Source organism: Serratia bockelmannii, from assembly GCF_051803255.1.
GTDB lineage: Bacteria > Pseudomonadota > Gammaproteobacteria > Enterobacterales > Enterobacteriaceae > Serratia > Serratia bockelmannii.
This window is the reverse complement of record NZ_CP196512.1, coordinates 921,819-939,709: the sequence shown is the minus strand read 5'-3', so window position 1 is coordinate 939,709 and position 17,891 is coordinate 921,819. Positions and strand designations below refer to the sequence as shown.

Genomic DNA, 17,891 nt, shown 5'->3' with positions numbered 1-17,891 from the left:
CAAGCAACATCAGGTTAGCCTCTTACCCGCCGCAAGGCAAGGATAGGGAGGTCAAAAATGCAGCAAAAACGGGTCGTACTTAAACTGGTGATCGTCTGTATGACGCTGATCGCGTTCATCTGGCTAACCCGCGGTTCGCTGTGCGAACTGCGCATCAGGTTGGGAGACTCGGAGGTTGCGGCCACTTTGGCTTACGAATCCGAACGGTAAGGCAACCCAACGGCGGGGTTCGCCCCGCCCGTTGGCTGATAATGTCAGGCAGGATCCACGAGCACCCGCCTTTTCAGCCCTGCTGGCGAATACGCGCCAACAGCGCATCGATATGCTCGATCTGCGGCGCATTGACGATCAGCGTGCGCCCCAATCCCAGGGCGTGACGCTGACAGTCGAGGCGCATGTCGGCGTCGGCGATGCTGTCCAGATCGGCGACGTGCGCCAGGCCGATGGTGCGCCGGATCAGTTCGGTGCCACAGTACCCTACTGCGTCAGCCCAGACCTGCTGCAGGAACTGCTCGGCGTAACCCGGCGTCGCCAGCGCCGCATCGCGGCTTTGCTGATGGCACAGCGCCAGGAAGCGATCGGCGAAAATCAGCCACAGCTCGCGCACATCCTGCAGGCGCTGCTCGCGTCCGGCGGCGGCATCGCGCGGCCCGAACAGCCCCGGCTGGCCACAATAGTTGAGCAGCAAGTTGCCTAACGCAGTGCCGACATCGAAACCGATCGGGCCGTAGAAACCGAATTCAGCGTCGATCGCTTTCAACCGCCCTTCCGCCACGAAAATTGAACCACTGTGAATATCGCCGTGCAGCAGCGCCTCCGCTTTGCTGAGGAAACGATGTTTCAGGCCGGCGACCGCCAGCTTCAGCGGCGCATCCTCACGCAGCGCCTGCACCTGCGGCAACAGCGCCGCCTCGAACTGATTGCGCTCATGGTCGGTATAGGGGTCGGTAAAGAACAGATCTTCGGTGATCTGGCACAGCTCGGGGTTGGTGAAACGGCTGACTTCCGCCTTCTTCTGCTGCGCCGACTGATAAAAATCGGAGGTGTGAAACAGCGTCTGCGCCAGGTATTCCGCCAGTTGCCCAGCCGCCAGCGGGTGATAGTTCCCCTGCACCAGTTCACTGCGCCAGATGCGATGATCGGAGAGATCTTCCTGCACCATCACCGCCAATTCGGGATCGTGATGCAAGACTTTTACCGTATGCCTTGGGCAGAAACTGCCGTGGACCAGCAGCGTTTCCGCTTCGATGCGCGCCCGATCCAACGTCAGCGGCCAGGATTCGCCCACGCAGCGCACGTAGGGCAGCGCCTGTTTGACGATCACCCGACTCACGCCTTCGCGATCGCGGATCTTGAACACCAGGTTCAGGTTGCCGTCACCGATCTCGTCGGCGCTCACCAGCGCCTGCGGTTCGGCCACCTGCCCGTATTGGCGGGCATATTCAACGGCATCGGCAGCCGTAAACGTACGATAAAGCGACATTCCCCAACCCCTCTGTTCTCTCTCACTGACCCAGCGACTCTGATTATTTAGACGTAAAAGCATTTGGACGTCTATACATCTGGAAGTCATGTTGGCAGAATAGCGTTTCAGATGCAATAACCACGCAACAAGGAATTAACCGCCGATGCAAGCGCTTAACACCACCAGTTTGACCCTGCGAGATAACCGCCTTTGGATCCTCGATCAGCAAGCTCTGCCGCAGGAAAAGCGGTGGCGGGCCTGCGACAGCGTGGAAGAGTTGGTCGGGCACATTCACAGCCTGCGGGTGCGCGGCGCGCCGCTGATTGGGCTGTCCGCCAGCCTGCTGTTGGCGCTGCTGGCGGAACGCGGTCTGCCGCGCGCCGAGCTGGAACAGGCGCTGCACACGCTGCGCGCCGCGCGCCCGACGGCGGTTAACCTGATGAACAATCTGGATCGCATGAAGCTGGCGCTGGCGGAGCCTGACTGGGCGCCGGCAATGGTGAACGAAGCGCTGCGGCTGGTGGAGGAAGATCGCCGGCTGTGCGATCGCATCGCCGATCACGGCGCTGGGCTGGTCAAGCCCGGCAGCCGCCTGCTGACCCACTGCAATACCGGCGGGTTGGCCACCGCCGGCGTCGGCACCGCCATCGGGGTGCTGCTGCGCGCCCACCAGCAGGGCAAAGTGCAACAGGTGTGGGTCGATGAAACCCGGCCGCTGCTGCAGGGCGGTCGTCTGACCGCCTGGGAACTGGGCGAGCTGGGCATTCCCTATCGTCTGATCTGCGATTCGATGGCCGCCAGCCTGATGGCGCAGGGCCAGGTCGATGCGGTGTGGGTCGGCGCGGATCGCATCGCCGCCAACGGCGACGTCGCCAACAAGATTGGCACCTACAGCCTGGCGGTGCTGGCGCACTATCACGGCATCCCGTTCTACGTGGCCGCCCCGCACACCACCCACGATCCGCACTGTCCGGACGGCGCCGCCATCCCGATCGAGCAACGCGCGGCGGCCGAAGTCACCGGCGTTTCAGGCAGCTTCGGCGCCTGCCAGTGGGCGCCGAACGAGGCACCGGTGTACAATCCGGCGTTCGATGTCACGCCGGCGAAGCTTATCAGCGGGTGGGTGTTCGACAGCGGCGTGATCACGCCGCAACAGGTTGAAGCGGGGATTTTCCAGCGGGCGCTGGGATAACGCCCGCCGATTGACGATCAGTCCAAACGCGGATAGGCATCGGCGATCGTGTCGCCGGTGAAATGCGCCACCCAGCCTTCCGGGTTGTCAAATACCCGGATCGCGGTAAAGTGCGGCGCCGAGCCCATATCGAACCAGTGACGGGTGTTGGCCGGCACCGAGATCAGATCGTTCTTTTCGCACAGGATCTGGAAGATCTTGCCGTCCAGATGCAGGCAAAACAGCCCCGCCCCTTCAACGAAAAAGCGCACTTCATCCTCGCCGTGCGTGTGTTCGGACAGGAATTTTTCGCGCAGCGCCTGACGCTGCTCGTGGTCCGGCCGCATGCTGATCACGTCCCAACTCTGGTAGCCCTTTTCCGCCACCAGCCGGTCGATCTCATGCTGGTAGGCGGCGATCACTGCCTCCGGCTGCGGGTTGTCGCCCAGCTCGCGATCCGCCTGCCAGCGCTCAAAGCGCACGCCGATTTGCGCCAGCTGGCGCTGGATCTCCTGCGCGTCGCGGCTCTGCCACAGCGGCTGCTGCGGCGCTTTATCGCTGAAAATGGTCAATCCACTCATGAGACGAACTCCCCTAAATCGATACGATCAAAACGGTTAACCTGCGGATGCCGGCTTTGCTCGTCCGCCTCATCGCGGATCAGCTGGCAGGTATGCCAGCCGGCGGCCTGCGCGGCGTCCAGCTCCTGGTGAATATCGGACAGGAACAGCAGCTCGTCGGGCGCGATGCCGATAGCCTGCGCGATGTTGCGGTACGACGCGGTTTCGCGCTTGGCGCCGACGTGCGTATCGAAATAGCCGCTGAACAGCGGCTGCAGATCGCCCGCGTCGCTGTGGCCGAACAGCAGCTTCTGCGCTTCCACCGAACCGGAGGAATAGACGTAAAGCTTCACTCCCTGCCGCTGCCAGGCGGCCAACTGCCCGGCGACTTCCGGGTACAGATGCCCGCGGAAGTCGCCCTCGCGATAGCCGCTGCGCCAGATGATGCCCTGCAGCGCCTTGAGCGCGGTGGATTTGCGATCTTCATCCATAAAGCGGTACAGGGCGGCGATCAGCGCGTCGAGATCTGCCTGCGGCTGGTCAATTTCAGCGCGCAGCGCCGCCAGCGGCGCGGCGACTTCGCTCTCAGCGGCATGGCGGCGCACAAAATCCGCCAGCCGTTCGCGGGCATAGGGAAACAGTACCTGATGCACAAAGCGAATATCGCTGGTGGTGCCTTCAATATCGGTCACGATAGCGCGGATCATTTCGCCTCCAGTAAGCGGCGTTGCAGTTCACACTGGAACAGGAATTCCAGCCCTTCGAGATGGCGGCGGGCTTCCGCTACCTGGCTTCCCCAGCAATAGAGACCGTGGCCGCGCACCAGAAAACCGTACTGCAGTGGCGTGGCCTCGGCATAGGCCGCCACACGCGCCGCCAACCGGGGGATATCCTGATCGTTATCAAAAATGGGGATCGCCACACTGTCCAGGTGGCTGCGCTGGCCGGCCAGCGACTTCTGCATTTCGTATCCCTGCAGCACCAGCGCATCGCCGCGTTCCACCCGCGACAGTACGGTAGCGTTGACGGAATGGGTATGCAGCACCGCGCCGATGTGCGCAGACAGGCGGTAGAGCAGCGTATGCAGCCCGGTCTCCGCCGACGGCGTGCGGCCGCTCGGCACATGATTGTCGGCGATATCCACCCGCAGAAAATCGGCGGCGCTCAGGCTGCCCTTGTCTTTGCCGGACTCGGTGACCAGGCACTGACGTTCGTCGAGGCGCAGCGACATGTTGCCGCCGGTCGCCGGGCACCAGCCTTTGTCGCCAATCCAGTGGCAGGCCGCCAGCAATGCGGTAAATTGCGGATTATCCGTCATTATTATCATTTCCCGTTCGGTAAGGCGGCCGGCAGATGAAACTTTGCCTGCCGCGTGGCGGGCTAAGCACTTTTTCGCATTTAGCCATCTAAGCGTCTTGATTGCCAAATACTAGCATCGTGTTATATTGACGGCAATATAAGCGCCTGGAGTATTCACCTGCTATGAGCACTTCCGCATTGATTCCCGAAAGTAAACTGCCTGCCCTGGGCACCACCATCTTTACCCAAATGAGCGCGCTAGCGCAGCAGCATCAGGCGATCAACCTGTCTCAGGGCTTCCCTGATTTCGACGGGCCGGACTACCTGAAAGAACGCTTGGCCTGGCACGTCGCCCAGGGCGCCAACCAATATGCGCCGATGACCGGGGTGGCGCCGCTGCGCGAAGCCATCGCCGACAAAACCGCCGAGCTGTATGGCTGGCAGCCGGACGCCGCTGCTGAAGTGACCGTCACCGCCGGCGCCACCGAAGCGCTGTTCGCCGCCATCAGCGCGCTGGTGCGCCCCGGCGATGAGGTGGTCTGCTTCGATCCCAGCTACGATAGCTATGCGCCGGCGGTGACGCTGGCCGGCGGCGTACTCAAACGCCTCGCCCTGCAGCCGCCCGCGTTTGCCGTGGATTGGCAACAGTTCGCCGCCGCGCTGTCGCCGCGCACCCGCCTGGTGATCGTCAACACGCCGCACAACCCGTCCGCCACCGCCTGGCAGGCGGAAGATATGCAGCAGCTGTGGCACGCCATTGCAGAACGCGAAATCTACGTGCTCAGCGACGAAGTCTACGAACACATCTGCTTCGCCAAAGGCGGCCACGCCAGCGTGTTGGCCCACCCGCAGCTGCGCCAACGGGCGATCGCGGTGTCCTCCTTCGGTAAAACCTTCCACATGACCGGCTGGAAAGTGGGTTACTGCGTGGCGCCCGCCGCGCTGAGCGCCGAGGTGCGTAAGGTGCATCAATACCTGACCTTTTCGGTCAACACCCCGGCGCAGCTGGCGCTAGCGGATAGCCTGCGTGCCGAGCCGGAGCACTGGCGGCAGTTGCCGGCGTTCTATCGCGCCAAGCGCGATCGCTTTGTGCAGGCGCTGGCGCGCAGCCGACTGGAAATTTTACCCTGCGCGGGTACATACTTCTTGCTGGCGGACTACAGCGCCATCTCCGATCTGGACGATGTGGCGTTCTGCCATTGGTTAACCGAGCACGTGGGCGTGGCGGCCATTCCGCTGTCGGTCTTCTGTGCCGATCCTTTCCCCCATAAATTGATCCGGCTGTGCTTCGCTAAACAGGACGCCACGCTGGATGCAGCTGCGGAGCGGTTATGTCGACTTTAAAAATTACCCTGTTGCAGCAACCTCTGGTCTGGCGCGACGGCCTCGCTAACCTGGCCGCCTTCGACGCGTTGCTGGCGCCGATCGCCGGGCGCGATCTCATCGTTTTGCCGGAAATGTTCACCACCGGTTTTGCCATGGATGCCGGCGAGAGCGCCCTGCCCGAACAGCAGGTGATCGACTGGCTGCGCGGTTGGGCGGTGAAAAGCCACGCGTTAATCGGCGGCAGCGTGGCGCTGAAAACGCCCGAAGGCGCGGTCAACCGCTTCCTGCTGGTAGAGCCGGGCGGCCAGGTGCATGCCTATGATAAACGCCACCTGTTCCGCATGGCCGGCGAACACCTGCATTACCAGGCCGGCAACCGGCGTGAAATCTTCGAGTGGCGCGGCTGGCGCATCCTGCCGCAGATCTGCTACGACCTGCGTTTCCCGGTCTGGGCGCGCTATCAGCAGGATTACGATCTGGCGCTGTACGTCGCCAATTGGCCGGCGCCGCGCAGCCACCATTGGCAAACGCTGCTGACGGCGCGGGCGATTGAGAATCAGGTGTATGTGGCGGGCTGCAACCGGGTGGGCGAAGATCCTAACGGACTGAGCTACAGCGGAGACAGCTTAATCATCAGCCCTCAGGGCGAGATCCTGGCGGATGCGGAACCCGGCGCGGCCACGCGCCTGGACGCCGAGCTGTCGCTGGAAACCCTGCAGAGCTACCGCAGCGCCTTCCCGGCCTGGCGCGATGCCGACAGCTTTCTGCGTCTCGACTGATTAAACACGCTCCCAGCCGGCGATTAGCGCGTCGATCTTCGGCAGAGAGATAAAGACTCCGCGCCGATGCCGGAAAAGGACGGCTCGTTCAGCACCAATAGGCCATGAAGTTGACGGTGGAGCGATCCAGATCGCGTTCGCCAATCAGGTAACGCCGCAGCGTTTTCACCGCAGAAGATTCGGCCGCCACCCAGGCATAAAAAGCGTTGCTGCCGGCCGCCCGCTCCCACAGCACCTCATCGCTCAGGCTGCTTTCCGCCAGTGACTGCGCCTGTGCGCACGCCGATGCGGGGATATCCACCCGCTGGCGCACCGCTTCCACCAGCAGCGTACCGTGTGCCAGCTGGCGGCCGACGTCACGCGGCAGCCAGTAGACCTCGGCGAACGGGAAATGCGCCAAATCCAGGCAATCCCCCGCCACCGGCACCTCAAAAAACGCCTGCACCCGCGGCGGATTGGCCTGCTGCGCCAGCTGTTCCAGAATCGCCATCGCCGCCGGCACCGCCGTCTCATCGGCGATCAGCAACGCCTGTTGCAACTGCGCCGGCGGCGCCCATTCGTAACCGCCGCTGTCGCCGTCGAAGTCACCGTTGGGGGCGACCGTTTGAATCGTGTCTCCGGGTTCGGCATGGGTCGCCCAGGCGGAAGCCGGGCCGTTCACGCCATGCAACACGAACTCGACGTCCATCTGATTCTGCTCGCGGCGCAGCGCACGCAACGTATAGGTGCGCATCACCGGACGCTGTTCTTTGGGGATCGCCATGTAATCGCCGTACCAGTCAGAGCTGTTGACCAACTGCGGGATCTTGCCGTCCGCCGCCGGGAACAACAGTTTGATGCGCTGGTCCGGCGCTTCGAGCTTCATCCGATGAATATCCGCACCTTCAAACACGCAGCGCACCAGCGAAGATGAAATCAGCGTTTTGCTTTTCAAGGTGATATCAAAAATTCTGTAGCTGGCGGACATGTTCTCGATTCTCCGGCAACGGCTGTCGCTTGTGCGTATGGCCGATCGGCTGCCGTGTTGACGGCGTGGGGTGCTCGATCGCGCAGCGGGCAAAATGTTAATAAAACTAATTAATTACGTTAATGTATCGCAAAAAATCATATCACGATTTTATTGATAACAAGAAACGTTATTGATAAAAGAAGCATTCTCAAAAAAACACAATAACAATATCACCAGGAAATAACGATGAAACGCAAACACCTTTGGGTATTGAACCCTTGTCTGCTGGCAATGCTTGCGCCGGCGGCTTGGGCTGAAGATCAGAAAGCCGGCACCGAAGAGCAGATGGTGGTCTCCGCCAGCCGTTCGCACCGCAGCACGGCGGAAATGGCACAGACCACTTGGATTATTGAAAGCCAGGAGATCGAACAGCAGGTTCAGGGCGGTAAAGAGATCAAGGACATGTTGGCGCAGTTGATCCCCGGCATGGACGTCAGCGGTCAGGGCCGTACCAACTATGGCATGAATATGCGCGGCCGCTCGATGATGGTGATGATTGACGGCGTACGCCTGAATTCATCGCGCAGCGACAGCCGCCAGTTGGATTCGATCGATCCATTCAATATCGATCATATCGAGGTGATTTCCGGCGCGACCTCGCTGTACGGCGGCGGCAGCACCGGCGGCCTGATCAATATCGTCACCAAAAAAGGGCAACAGGAACAGCAGGTCGAGTTGCAGGTCGGCGGTAAAACCGGCTTTGGCGGCCATCACGATCACGACGAGAACGTGGCGGCGGCGGTCAGCGGCGGCAACGACAACGCCTCTGGGCGCCTGTCCGTTTCTTACCAGCGCTATGGCGGCTGGTATGACGGCAAAGGCAATGAGGTACTGATCGACAATACCCAAACCGGCCTGCAGTATTCCGATCGCCTCGACGTCATGGGCACCGGCACCCTCAACATCGACGATCATCAACAGCTGCAGCTGACCACCCAATACTACAAAAGCCAATCCGACGGCGATCACGGCCTGTTCCTGGGAGAGAACTTTGCGGCGGTGACGGGCAACGCCAAGGCATATAACAGCGGTAACTTAAATTCCGACCGCATCCCCGGTACCGAACGCCACCTGATCAACCTGCAGTATTCCAACACTGATTTCCTCGGCCAGGATTTGGTGGCGCAGGTCTACTACCGCGACGAAACGTTGACCTTCTACCCGTTCCCGACGCTGGCGGGCAAAGCGCCGAACTATTACGTCAACAGCATTGGTGCTTCGCAGCAAAAAACCGATTTCTACGGCGGCAAGCTGACGTTAAACAGCAAACCTGTCGACGCACTGACGCTGACTTACGGCATTGACGCCGAGCATGAAAGCTTCAACGCCAATCAGCAGTTCTTTAACCTGGCGAAGGCTCAGCAGTCCGGCGGCATGACGCTGGAGAACGCTTACAGCACCGGCCGCTACCCGAGCTATACCACCAGCAACCTGGCGTCGTTCCTGCAGGCCAGTTACGACATTAATCCCATTTTCACCCTGAGCGGCGGCGTGCGTTACCAGTACACCGAAAACAAGATCGACGACTTCGTCGGTTATAACCAGCAGCAGGCGATCGCCACCGGCGCCGCGACATCCGCCGACGCTATACCGGGCGGGAAAACCGACTACAACAACGCGCTGTTCAACGCCGGCCTGTTGGCACATCTGACCGAGCGCCAGCAAACCTGGTTCAACTTCTCTCAGGGCTTCGAGATCCCGGATCCGGGCAAATATTACGGTAACGGCACCTACACGTTGAACGGCGGCCATTACCAGTTGTTGAAGAGCGTCAACGTCGGCGATTCCAAGCTGGAAGGCATCAAGGTCAATGCCTACGAGCTGGGCTGGCGCTATACCGGCGATAACCTGCGCACGCAAATCGCCGCCTACTACTCGCTGTCCGACAAGAGCATCGCTATCAACAAAACCGACATGACCATTAACGTCAATGCGGATAAGCGCCGTATCTATGGGGTGGAAGGCGCGGTGGACTACTTCTTTGAAGACAGCAACTGGAGCGCCGGCACCAACTTCAACGTTATCCGTTCCGAAACCAAGGTCAACGGCGAATGGAAGAAGCTGGTGGTCGATACCGCCAGCCCATCGAAAGTCACCGCTTATGTCGGCTGGGCGCCGGGCGACTGGAATCTGCGCTTACAGTCGCAGCAAACCTTCGATGTGTCGGACGACGGCGATTACACCAAGGCCAACTCCACCCAAGGCCGCAAAATCGATGGCTACAACACCCTCGATTTTCTCGGCAGCTATACCCTGCCGGTAGGGAAAATCAGCTTCAGCGTGGAAAACCTGCTGGACAAGGAATACACCACCGTTTGGGGCCAACGCGCGCCGATCCTGTACAGCCCGACCTACGGCTCGCCTGAGCTGTACAGCTATAAGGGCCGTGGACGCACCTTCGGTTTGAACTACTCGGTGTTGTTCTGAGGAATAAGGGGCCGGTCTGCCGGCCCCGTTCATTGGGCCGTACCGTTTTGCCGAGAGCAGAAACGACGAAGCCCTGAGTTATCGCTAACTCAGGGCTTCTGAATAGTGGCGGAACGGACGGGGCTCGAACCCGCGACCCCCTGCGTGACAGGCAGGTATTCTAACCAACTGAACTACCGCTCCGCGCCATTCCCTCTTGCGGGGGAACGAGGCGCATATTACGGACGCCTCTCGGTTCCGTCAACGCCTTTTTCTCACCAAATGAACCGTTTGCACAGTTTTTCAACGAAGGTTCATCCGGTGCGTTTTTTTTCGTGCAAAAATGCCGTTACTCGGCCGGCGCACCGCGCCACAGGCAGCTGCCGCCCTTTTTCGCCACCAGATCCAGACGCGCCTCGTGCGCCTTCACTTCTTCGTCGCTGGCGTAGACCACTTTCATCGCCGTCGCCGGGCGGACGATGCGCTGAATTTCTTGCGCGGCGTCGTTTTGCTGGGTATCACCTTCCATCTGGAACGCTATCGAGGTCTGACCGCCGGTCATCGCCAGATAGACTTCCGCCAGGATCTCGGCATCGAGCAATGCGCCGTGCAGCGTACGCTTGCTGTTGTCTATCTCATAACGGCTGCACAAGGCATCGAGGTTGTTGCGCTTGCCCGGGAACAGGCGGCGCGCCATCAGCAGGCTGTCGGTGATGGTGCAGAAGGTCTCGGTCTTCGGGATGCCCTGCTGCAACATGCGGAATTCGTGATCCATAAAGCCGATATCGAACGCCGCGTTATGGATCACCAGCTCGCCGCCGCGGATAAAGTCGAGGAATTCGTCGGCAACCTGATCGAAGGTCGGCTTGTCGGCCAGGAAGTCATCGCTGATGCCGTGTACGCCGTACGCTTCCGGATCCACCAGCCGATCCGGCTTGATGTAAACGTGGAAGTTGCGCCCGGTCAGGCGGCGGTTAATCACCTCCACCGCACCGATTTCAATGATACGGTGCCCTTCGTAGTGCACCCCAAGCTTGTTCATACCGGTGGTTTCGGTATCGAGGACAATCTGTCTGGTGGTTGTAGAGATCATATTGCAGTGCTCACAGCGCTCGTTTATGTCAGACTTGGCTTTTATAAAACTGATAGGAAGAGTCTACCAGAGATGCTCAAACAGGTAGAAATTTTCACCGACGGCTCCTGCCTTGGCAACCCCGGCCCCGGTGGCTACGGCGCGATATTACGCTATAAGCAAACGGAAAAAACCTTCAGCGAGGGTTTTCGTCTGACCACCAATAACCGCATGGAAATGATGGCGGCGATCGTGGCGCTGGAAGCGCTGACCGTGCCCTGCGCCGTGACGCTCAGCACCGACAGCCAGTATGTGCGCCAGGGCATCACCAGTTGGATCCATAACTGGAAGAAGCGCGGCTGGAAAACCGCCGACAAAAAGCCGGTCAAGAATGTCGATCTGTGGCAGCGGTTGGATCTGGCCATTCAGCGCCACGAGGTGAAATGGGAATGGGTCAAAGGCCACGCCGGCCATCCGGAGAACGAACGTTGTGACGTGCTGGCGCGCGAAGCGGCCGGTAAGCCGACGCAAGAAGACGTCGGTTACCAACCGGAAGCCTAAGGCAGCTTGCGATAGCTCTTGGTCGCGCCCACCGCGCGGCTAAGAGACGGCTTTCTCGCCCCCAGTTTCATCGGCGTAGGCGTTAGCGGCAAGGTGCGTTTGCGCGCCACAATCACGCTCATGCAGCCCAGCGCTGGCAAATGGGTACATAAAAACTTGCCGCCCTTGCGGTGCCACGGCAGCACGTGAAAACGCGACTGATGCAGCACCTCATAATTCAGCAGGCTGAGCCAATCCAACAGCCGCATCTGGGTAAACATGCGGCTGACATAGGGCTGGCGATGACGCAACCCGGGCACCAGCTTGCCCAATCCCAGCAGGCTGAACGGATTGAAGCTGCTGATAACCAACCAGCCGTCGTCGATCAATATCCTGTCCACCTCACGCAGCATGCGGTGCGGATCGTCCGCATAGGACAGCGTATGCGCCAACAGGCAGGCATCCACCGACTTGGCGGCGAACGGCAGTTGATAGGCATCGGCGATCACCTGCAGCCCGTCCCCCTCCAGCCCTACGTTGACCTGATGGGAAATCGCACATTTGTCCGTGGCCAGCTCGGCGCTGAGCATGCCCATCTTCAGCAGATGGAAACCGAACAGCTTGGGCCACCAGGGTTGCAACTGCCGCTCGAGCGCTTCACGATAGTACTCCCCCCACGGCAGCTCAGCCCAGGACTGCGGGCCGGTGAGCTTTTGTAGAGTATGGGCTGGTTTCATGATTTATTATCTTCTTTCAAGCCGTTGCCAACGAGAGGTACACCATGAATCTTATCAGCATTCCCGCCTTCCAGGACAATTACATTTGGTTATTGGATGACCGACAGGGGCGCTGCATTATCGTCGATCCGGGTGAAGCGCAGCCGGTACTCGAAGCGTTGCAGCGCCTGCAGCTGGCGCCGGCGGCGATCCTGCTGACCCACCATCATCACGATCACGTCGGCGGCGTGGCGCAAATCGTAGCGAAGTATCCCGGGCTGGCCGTCTATGGGCCGCAAGAAACCGCGGACAAAGGCGCCAACCACATCGTCCGCGACGGCGACACCTTTGACATCGATGGCCGCCAATACAGGACTATCGCCGTTCCCGGCCATACGTTGGGCCATGTGGCATTCTATAGTGCCCCTTATCTGTTCTGCGGTGACACCATTTTCTCCGCCGGCTGCGGCAGGCTGTTTGAAGGCACCGCCAAACAAATGTACGACTCATTTCAACAACTCGCGCAACTTCCCGATAACACCTTAATTTGCTGCGCGCATGAATATACTCTTTCTAATCTTAAGTTTGCGCGGGCTATTTTGCCGGAAGATCGAGAGATTGAAACATATCAACAACATGTTGAAGCGTTAAGGGCAAAAGGCCAAGCCAGTGTGCCGACCACGTTGCAATTAGAGCGCAAAATTAACCTGTTTTTACGTTGCCATGACGCTGATTTACAAAAGAAATTAGGCTTTAATTCACCACCGGAAAGCCTTCATTCAGTTTTTTCCGAATTACGCCTGCGGAAAGATAACTTCTAAGCTTTTAGTTGTGTTATTTGGCGAAGCAAAGTATTATTGCTCGTCTTTTAAGCAACTACATTGACACACACATGAAGGCTAAAGCGATATTTCTCGCCTCAGTCTTGCTAGTGGGTTGCCAGTCGTCCAGGCAGGACGCACCGGCGCCAGAACAGCATGCACAGAGTTTGTCTTCGGCTGGTCAAGATGGTGAAGCAGGAGAGTACACAGCAAATGGCCGAGCGAGCTCGGCGCGGTGGTTGGATAACAACAGTCCCGCCGCGCAACAGGACCTGTGGAACTTCATTAGCGACGAGCTGAAGATGGAGGTTCCGGAAAATTCCCGGATCCGTGATCAGAAAAGAAAGTACTTAAAAAGTAAGAGCTATCTCCACGATGTAACATTACGGGCAGAGCCGTACATGTACTGGATAGTCGGGCAGATTAAGAAACGTAATATGCCGATGGAACTGGTACTGCTACCCATAGTGGAGAGCGCTTTTGACCCACACGCCACGTCAAGTGCCAACGCCGCAGGGCTATGGCAAATCGTGCCGCAAACGGGTCGCAATTATGGTTTGAAAAACAATCAGTGGTATGACGGTCGACGCGATGTCGTCGCCTCGACAACCGCTGCGCTTAACATGATGCAGCGCTTGAACCGCATGTTTAACGGCGACTGGTTACTGACCGTAGCCGCCTATAACAGTGGTGAAGGCCGCGTGATGCAAGCGGTGAAGGCAAACAAACGCCAGGGTAAGCCAACCAATTTCTGGGCATTGTCGCTTCCGCGTGAAACGTCAATCTATGTCCCGAAAATGCTGGCACTGAGCGACATCATCAAGAACAGCAAGAAATACGGCGTGAAACTCCCGAAAACGGATGAAACCCGTGCGCTGGCTCGTATCGATGTCGGGCAGCAGATCCAGCTAACTCAGGCGGCTGAGATGGCAGGGCTTTCAGTCACCAAGATGAAAGCGTATAACCCAGGCTACAAAAAAGGCGTTACGGCACCCAACGGGCCCCATTACATCATGGTTCCCAAAGGGCATGCCGATCAGCTGAAAGACTCGCTGGCCGATGGCCAGATCGCCGTGACTCAACCAACGACGCAGTTGGCGAAGAACAGCGGTTTGTCCGGTGGCAGTTCGTATAAAGTGCGCTCCGGCGACACCTTATCGGGCATTGCCAAGCGGCTGAACGTTAAGACCAGCGATTTGCAGAGTTGGAACAACTTACGCGCCAAGAGCGCCATAAAAGTTGGGCAAACCCTGCAAGTGGCCAGCAATACTGGCAGTAACAGCAGTATCACCTACCAGGTTCGTAAAGGTGATTCGCTCGCCAGTATCGCACGTCGTCACGGCGTCGATATTAACGACGTGATGCGTTGGAATTCAACGCTCGCCAAAGGCAACCTACAGCCAGGTCTGAAGCTGACCCTGTTTGTCGGCAACAAGATGACGCCGGATACTTAAATGTTCGGCACAAAAAAAGCACCCCTCGGGGTGCTTTTTTATTACCTGCGGTTCACCATACCGGCGAGTCTTTCTCCGGATGAAACTCCACCAACAACGGATTGTGATCCGACGCGCTGGTCACCAGCACCGACGCCTCTATGACCCCAAGATTGCGGTAAAACACGAAGTCCAGCGGACGGCCAAAAGCCTTGCGACGGTGATCGTCGGTGAAGCTCACTTCGCGCAGCGCCATTTCGCCGGCGAAGTCATACAGCGCATTGATGCGCTTGCGGCTCCAGGCGTTGAAATCCCCCGCCATAATCACCGGCCCCCGGTGACTGGCGATTTGTTCGCCTATCGGCCCCAACTGCTTGCTGTAGACGTCGACGCCCAGGCTAAAGTTCACCGCATGGATGTTCACCACCATCAACAGTTCACCGTTGTACAGCGGATAAACGGTGATCAGGGCCGACTTAGAAAGCCGCAGCAGGGGCTCTCGCTCGCGCAGCGGGCAGCAGTAAACAGGATGAGCGGCCGCCAGCGTCATCACGCCGGAAGGATGCTGCGGCAGCACAAAGGCCGGTACCTGATCGGCCGCCAGGTAGTTGGCAGTAGCGTAGCTCACCAGTTCCGGCGTGGTTTGCGCCTCTTGCAACAACACCAGCTGCGCGTCTTTGCCATGGTTTTTCAGCACCGAAAGCCAGTCGGCTCGCTGCTGTTTGAAAATATTCCACACCATAACGCGCAAGGCGCCGGTCGTCGGCAGCGCCGCCCCTGGCGGCAACGGCTGGTTAACGGCGCCAGGAAAGATTCGCTCAACTGGCTGACCTGCAACATACCTCATTGCATAAGTTCGTTTCGGCACGCGATTCGCCTATTACCCATTAACATGAAAACTGGCGATGAACACTCGCCAACGATGAATTGATTATACGCCTACCCCGCATAGAGGGCATGGCTTTTGCGGGCATCACCTTTTCAGTTATAGGGGCCACCTGCAGCGATTTCAATCTTCTGACGGTATAGCTGTGTAAAGACAGGGAGTAATAGGTGAAAAATGCGAAAAGGCCCGCAAAATGCGGGCCAGACAACAATGATTTTGTGTATCAAGCCGTTTGCAGCTGAGACTTTTTATCCAGGCGGCCGCTGAGGCTAACCAGCAACAGTGCAACTACCACGATCAGCGCGCCAATCCAGGGGGTCTGCGCCAGCCCCAGTGAAGCGACGGTCTGACCGCCAATCACCGAACCGAGCGCAATACCGATGTTGAACGCCGCGATATTGAGACCGGACGCCACATCTACCGCATTTGGCGTGTATTGCGCGGCTTTCTGCACCACATAGACCTGCAGCCCCGGCACGTTGCCGAAAGCGAACACGCCCATCGCAATCACCGTCAGCAAAGCGGCAATACTGTGGCTGGCGGTAAACTGAAACACCAGTAACAAAACAGCCAGCGCGGCAAAGATAAAGCTCAACGCACGCACCGCCCCATGGCGATCGGCCAGCTTGCCCCCCCAGATGTTACCCACCGCCACCGCGACACCATAAGCCAACAGTATCCAGCTCACGGTCGGAGCAGAGAAGCCCGCCAGTTCCTGCATCATTGGCGCAAGGAAGGTAAAGGTCGTGAAGACCCCACCGTATCCCAATGCGGTAATTGCGTAAATCAGCAGCAGACGAGGATGGGTCAGTACTTTCATCTGTTCCCGCACGCCGGCGCTGCCCTGGTTCTTGATATTGTTCGGCACCAGAATAATGCTGGCCACCGTAGCGACCGCGCCAATCAGAGAAACGGCCAGGAAGGTTTCACGCCAGCCAAACTGCTGGCCGATGAACGTCCCTAACGGTACGCCGGTCACCAGCGCCACCGTCAGGCCGCCAAACATGATGGCGATGGCGGAAGCCGCCTTCTCTTTCGCCACCAGGCTCGTCGCGATAGTGGAGCCGATAGAGAAGAACACGCCGTGCGCCAGGCCGGTCAACAACCGGGCAATCACCAGCGATTCATAGCTGGGTGATTGCCAGGCCAACAGGTTACCGAGAGTGAACAGCACCATCAGGCCAACCAGCAGCAGCTTGCGCGGTATACGGCTGGTCAGGGCCGTCAGCACCGGCGCGCCAATGGCCACGCCGAGGGCATAGATAGTCACCAGCAATCCAGCGGACGGTACGGTCACCCCAATCTGCTCCGCGATAGTCGGGATCAACCCAACAATCACGAACTCGGTCGTGCCGATAGCAAAAGCGCTGATGGTTAAGGCAAGTAATGCGAGTGGCATTTTTTACTCCGAAATAGCATTCAAGTTGATGACGGCTATTATCTGCCTATGCTTAAATGATAAAAATGCTCAAAATTTCAAATTAACTTTGCTATAGGAGCAAAAATGAAAGCAAACTCAGACGAGCTGATCACCTTTGTCACCGTAGTGGAAAGCGGCAGTTTCAGCCGGGCGGCCGAACGCCTGGAACAAGCGAACTCCGTAGTCAGCCGAACGGTAAAAAAACTGGAAAGCAAACTGGGCGTGACGTTGCTTAACCGCACCACGCGCCAAATCAGCCTGACTCAGGAAGGAGAGAATTACTTTCGCCAGGTGCAGAAGGTACTGAACGACATGGCCGCGGCGGAAAATGCGCTGATGGAAAGCCGCCAGCGTCCGCAAGGTCTGCTGCGCGTCGACGCGGCAACGCCGGTGGTGCTGCACATGCTGACGCCTTTAGTGGCGGAGTTCCGCGAACGTTATCCTGAAATGTCGTTATCGTTGGTGTCTTCGGAAAACTTTATCAACTTGATCGAGCGAAAAGTGGATATCGCAATCCGCGTAGGCGAACTGACCGATTCCACACTGAAAGCGCGCAAACTGATGACCAGCTACCGGCATGTGCTAGCCTCTCCCGCCTATCTGGCTCAACACGGCACGCCGCTAACGGTAGAAGATCTTGAACATCACTGCTGCATCGGCTTCAACGACCTTCCCAGCTTGAACCGCTGGCCACTGGCTTGCTCAGATGGCAGCCAGTTGGAAATCACCCCAGGCTTGACGACCAATAGCGGAGAAACCCAGCGCCATCTCTGTCTGCATGGCAACGGTATCGCCTGCCTGTCGGACTTTATGAGCGACGAAGATATCAAACGTGGAGATTTGGTCCCGATTCTGGTGGAAGCGACACTGCCGGTCGCCATGCCGATCAACGCGGTTTATTACAGCGACAGCGCCGTCAGCAACCGTCTGCGCAGTTTTATTGATTTTGTGAGTGAATACCTGAAACGATAAAAAAGGCGCCCCGATG

Annotated in this window: 18 protein-coding genes and 1 tRNA gene; 9 read left to right on the top strand and 10 right to left on the bottom strand. The window is 58.6% G+C overall.

Going from position 1 to position 17,891, the window contains the following annotated elements; genetic code table 11:
• The first annotated feature begins 57 nt into the window (after nucleotides 1-57).
• Nucleotides 58-210: a Hok/Gef family protein gene (locus ACSJLU_RS04390; RefSeq protein WP_004930217.1), complete on the top strand. Its 153-nt coding sequence runs from the start codon at nucleotides 58-60 to the stop codon at nucleotides 208-210.
• Between the two features lie 73 nt (nucleotides 211-283).
• Here the strand turns inward: ACSJLU_RS04390 and mtnK are convergent, their stop codons facing one another.
• Nucleotides 284-1,483, bottom strand: a complete 1,200-nt coding sequence (gene mtnK / locus ACSJLU_RS04385; RefSeq protein WP_025301663.1) for an S-methyl-5-thioribose kinase — start codon at nucleotides 1,481-1,483, stop codon at nucleotides 284-286.
• A gap of 145 nt (nucleotides 1,484-1,628) precedes the next feature.
• Here mtnK and mtnA point away from each other — a divergent pair, with 145 nt between their 5' ends.
• Nucleotides 1,629-2,657, top strand: coding sequence for an S-methyl-5-thioribose-1-phosphate isomerase (gene mtnA, locus ACSJLU_RS04380; protein ID WP_025301662.1), 1,029 nt, complete (start codon nucleotides 1,629-1,631; stop codon nucleotides 2,655-2,657).
• A gap of 17 nt (nucleotides 2,658-2,674) precedes the next feature.
• On the opposite strand, the gene ACSJLU_RS04375 is transcribed toward mtnA, so the two are convergent.
• From ACSJLU_RS04375 to ACSJLU_RS04365, 3 genes are read right to left on the bottom strand one after another with little or no spacing between them, the layout of a single operon-like run.
• On the bottom strand, nucleotides 2,675-3,217 hold the full coding sequence (locus ACSJLU_RS04375; RefSeq protein WP_043135518.1) for a 1,2-dihydroxy-3-keto-5-methylthiopentene dioxygenase: 543 nt from the start codon (nucleotides 3,215-3,217) through the stop codon (nucleotides 2,675-2,677).
• Nucleotides 3,214-3,903, bottom strand: coding sequence for an acireductone synthase (mtnC, locus tag ACSJLU_RS04370; protein ID WP_043135516.1), 690 nt, complete (start codon nucleotides 3,901-3,903; stop codon nucleotides 3,214-3,216). Before mtnC ends, ACSJLU_RS04375 begins: the two co-directional genes overlap by 4 nt.
• Nucleotides 3,900-4,514 (bottom strand): methylthioribulose 1-phosphate dehydratase, encoded by a 615-nt coding sequence (locus ACSJLU_RS04365; RefSeq protein WP_025301659.1) that lies wholly within the window; start codon nucleotides 4,512-4,514, stop codon nucleotides 3,900-3,902. Before ACSJLU_RS04365 ends, mtnC begins: the two co-directional genes overlap by 4 nt.
• A 164-nt stretch (nucleotides 4,515-4,678) precedes the next feature.
• Between ACSJLU_RS04365 and ACSJLU_RS04360 the strand changes: the two genes are divergently transcribed.
• The gene (locus tag ACSJLU_RS04360; protein WP_043135510.1) at nucleotides 4,679-5,839 is read left to right on the top strand and encodes a pyridoxal phosphate-dependent aminotransferase; all 1,161 of its coding nucleotides are present in this window, start codon (nucleotides 4,679-4,681) and stop codon (nucleotides 5,837-5,839) included.
• Complete coding sequence (locus ACSJLU_RS04355) at nucleotides 5,827-6,600, top strand: amidohydrolase (RefSeq protein ID WP_049295101.1); 774 nt, start codon at nucleotides 5,827-5,829, stop codon at nucleotides 6,598-6,600. The genes ACSJLU_RS04360 and ACSJLU_RS04355 overlap by 13 nt, the downstream gene beginning before the upstream one ends.
• A gap of 88 nt (nucleotides 6,601-6,688) precedes the next feature.
• On the opposite strand, the gene ACSJLU_RS04350 is transcribed toward ACSJLU_RS04355, so the two are convergent.
• Nucleotides 6,689-7,567: a siderophore-interacting protein gene (locus tag ACSJLU_RS04350; RefSeq protein ID WP_043135506.1), complete on the bottom strand. Its 879-nt coding sequence runs from the start codon at nucleotides 7,565-7,567 to the stop codon at nucleotides 6,689-6,691.
• A gap of 228 nt (nucleotides 7,568-7,795) precedes the next feature.
• On the opposite strand from ACSJLU_RS04350, the gene ACSJLU_RS04345 reads away from it, so the two are divergent.
• Nucleotides 7,796-10,036 carry a TonB-dependent siderophore receptor gene (locus ACSJLU_RS04345; protein ID WP_380826651.1) on the top strand — a complete coding sequence of 747 codons (2,241 nt, stop codon included), beginning with the start codon at nucleotides 7,796-7,798 and terminating at the stop codon, nucleotides 10,034-10,036.
• A 106-nt stretch (nucleotides 10,037-10,142) separates the two neighbouring features.
• Here the strand turns inward: ACSJLU_RS04345 and ACSJLU_RS04340 are convergent.
• Both ACSJLU_RS04340 and dnaQ read right to left on the bottom strand, forming a co-directional pair.
• Nucleotides 10,143-10,219: transfer RNA gene (locus tag ACSJLU_RS04340), tRNA-Asp, on the bottom strand.
• A gap of 145 nt (nucleotides 10,220-10,364) precedes the next feature.
• Nucleotides 10,365-11,108, bottom strand: a complete 744-nt coding sequence (gene dnaQ / locus ACSJLU_RS04335; RefSeq protein WP_038871384.1) for a DNA polymerase III subunit epsilon — start codon at nucleotides 11,106-11,108, stop codon at nucleotides 10,365-10,367.
• 72 nt (nucleotides 11,109-11,180) lie between these two features.
• Here dnaQ and rnhA point away from each other — a divergent pair, with 72 nt between their 5' ends.
• Entirely contained in the window at nucleotides 11,181-11,648 is a 468-nt protein-coding gene (rnhA, locus tag ACSJLU_RS04330) for a ribonuclease HI (protein WP_033649910.1), read from the top strand.
• Here the strand turns inward: rnhA and ACSJLU_RS04325 are convergent.
• Nucleotides 11,645-12,364, bottom strand: coding sequence for a class I SAM-dependent methyltransferase (locus tag ACSJLU_RS04325; RefSeq protein ID WP_025301652.1), 720 nt, complete (start codon nucleotides 12,362-12,364; stop codon nucleotides 11,645-11,647). The two genes, rnhA and ACSJLU_RS04325, sit on opposite strands and share 4 nt — an antisense overlap.
• A 44-nt stretch (nucleotides 12,365-12,408) precedes the next feature.
• Here ACSJLU_RS04325 and gloB point away from each other — a divergent pair, with 44 nt between their 5' ends.
• Together gloB and mltD are read left to right on the top strand one after the other, a co-directional pair.
• The gene (gloB, locus tag ACSJLU_RS04320; protein ID WP_049295099.1) at nucleotides 12,409-13,164 is read left to right on the top strand and encodes a hydroxyacylglutathione hydrolase; all 756 of its coding nucleotides are present in this window, start codon (nucleotides 12,409-12,411) and stop codon (nucleotides 13,162-13,164) included.
• A gap of 71 nt (nucleotides 13,165-13,235) precedes the next feature.
• A complete protein-coding gene (gene mltD / locus ACSJLU_RS04315) occupies nucleotides 13,236-14,618 on the top strand; it encodes a murein transglycosylase D (protein WP_060447684.1) in 1,383 nt (460 codons plus the stop codon).
• A gap of 52 nt (nucleotides 14,619-14,670) precedes the next feature.
• On the opposite strand, the gene ACSJLU_RS04310 is transcribed toward mltD, so the two are convergent.
• Nucleotides 14,671-15,444, bottom strand: coding sequence for an endonuclease/exonuclease/phosphatase family protein (locus ACSJLU_RS04310; RefSeq protein ID WP_049294854.1), 774 nt, complete (start codon nucleotides 15,442-15,444; stop codon nucleotides 14,671-14,673).
• A 262-nt stretch (nucleotides 15,445-15,706) separates the two neighbouring features.
• Nucleotides 15,707-16,882, bottom strand: a complete 1,176-nt coding sequence (locus ACSJLU_RS04305) for an MFS transporter (RefSeq protein ID WP_025301649.1) — start codon at nucleotides 16,880-16,882, stop codon at nucleotides 15,707-15,709.
• A 105-nt stretch (nucleotides 16,883-16,987) separates the two neighbouring features.
• Between ACSJLU_RS04305 and yafC the strand changes: the two genes are divergently transcribed.
• Nucleotides 16,988-17,875, top strand: coding sequence for a DNA-binding transcriptional regulator YafC (yafC, locus tag ACSJLU_RS04300; protein ID WP_025301648.1), 888 nt, complete (start codon nucleotides 16,988-16,990; stop codon nucleotides 17,873-17,875).
• Nucleotides 17,876-17,891: the final 16 nt, after the last annotated feature.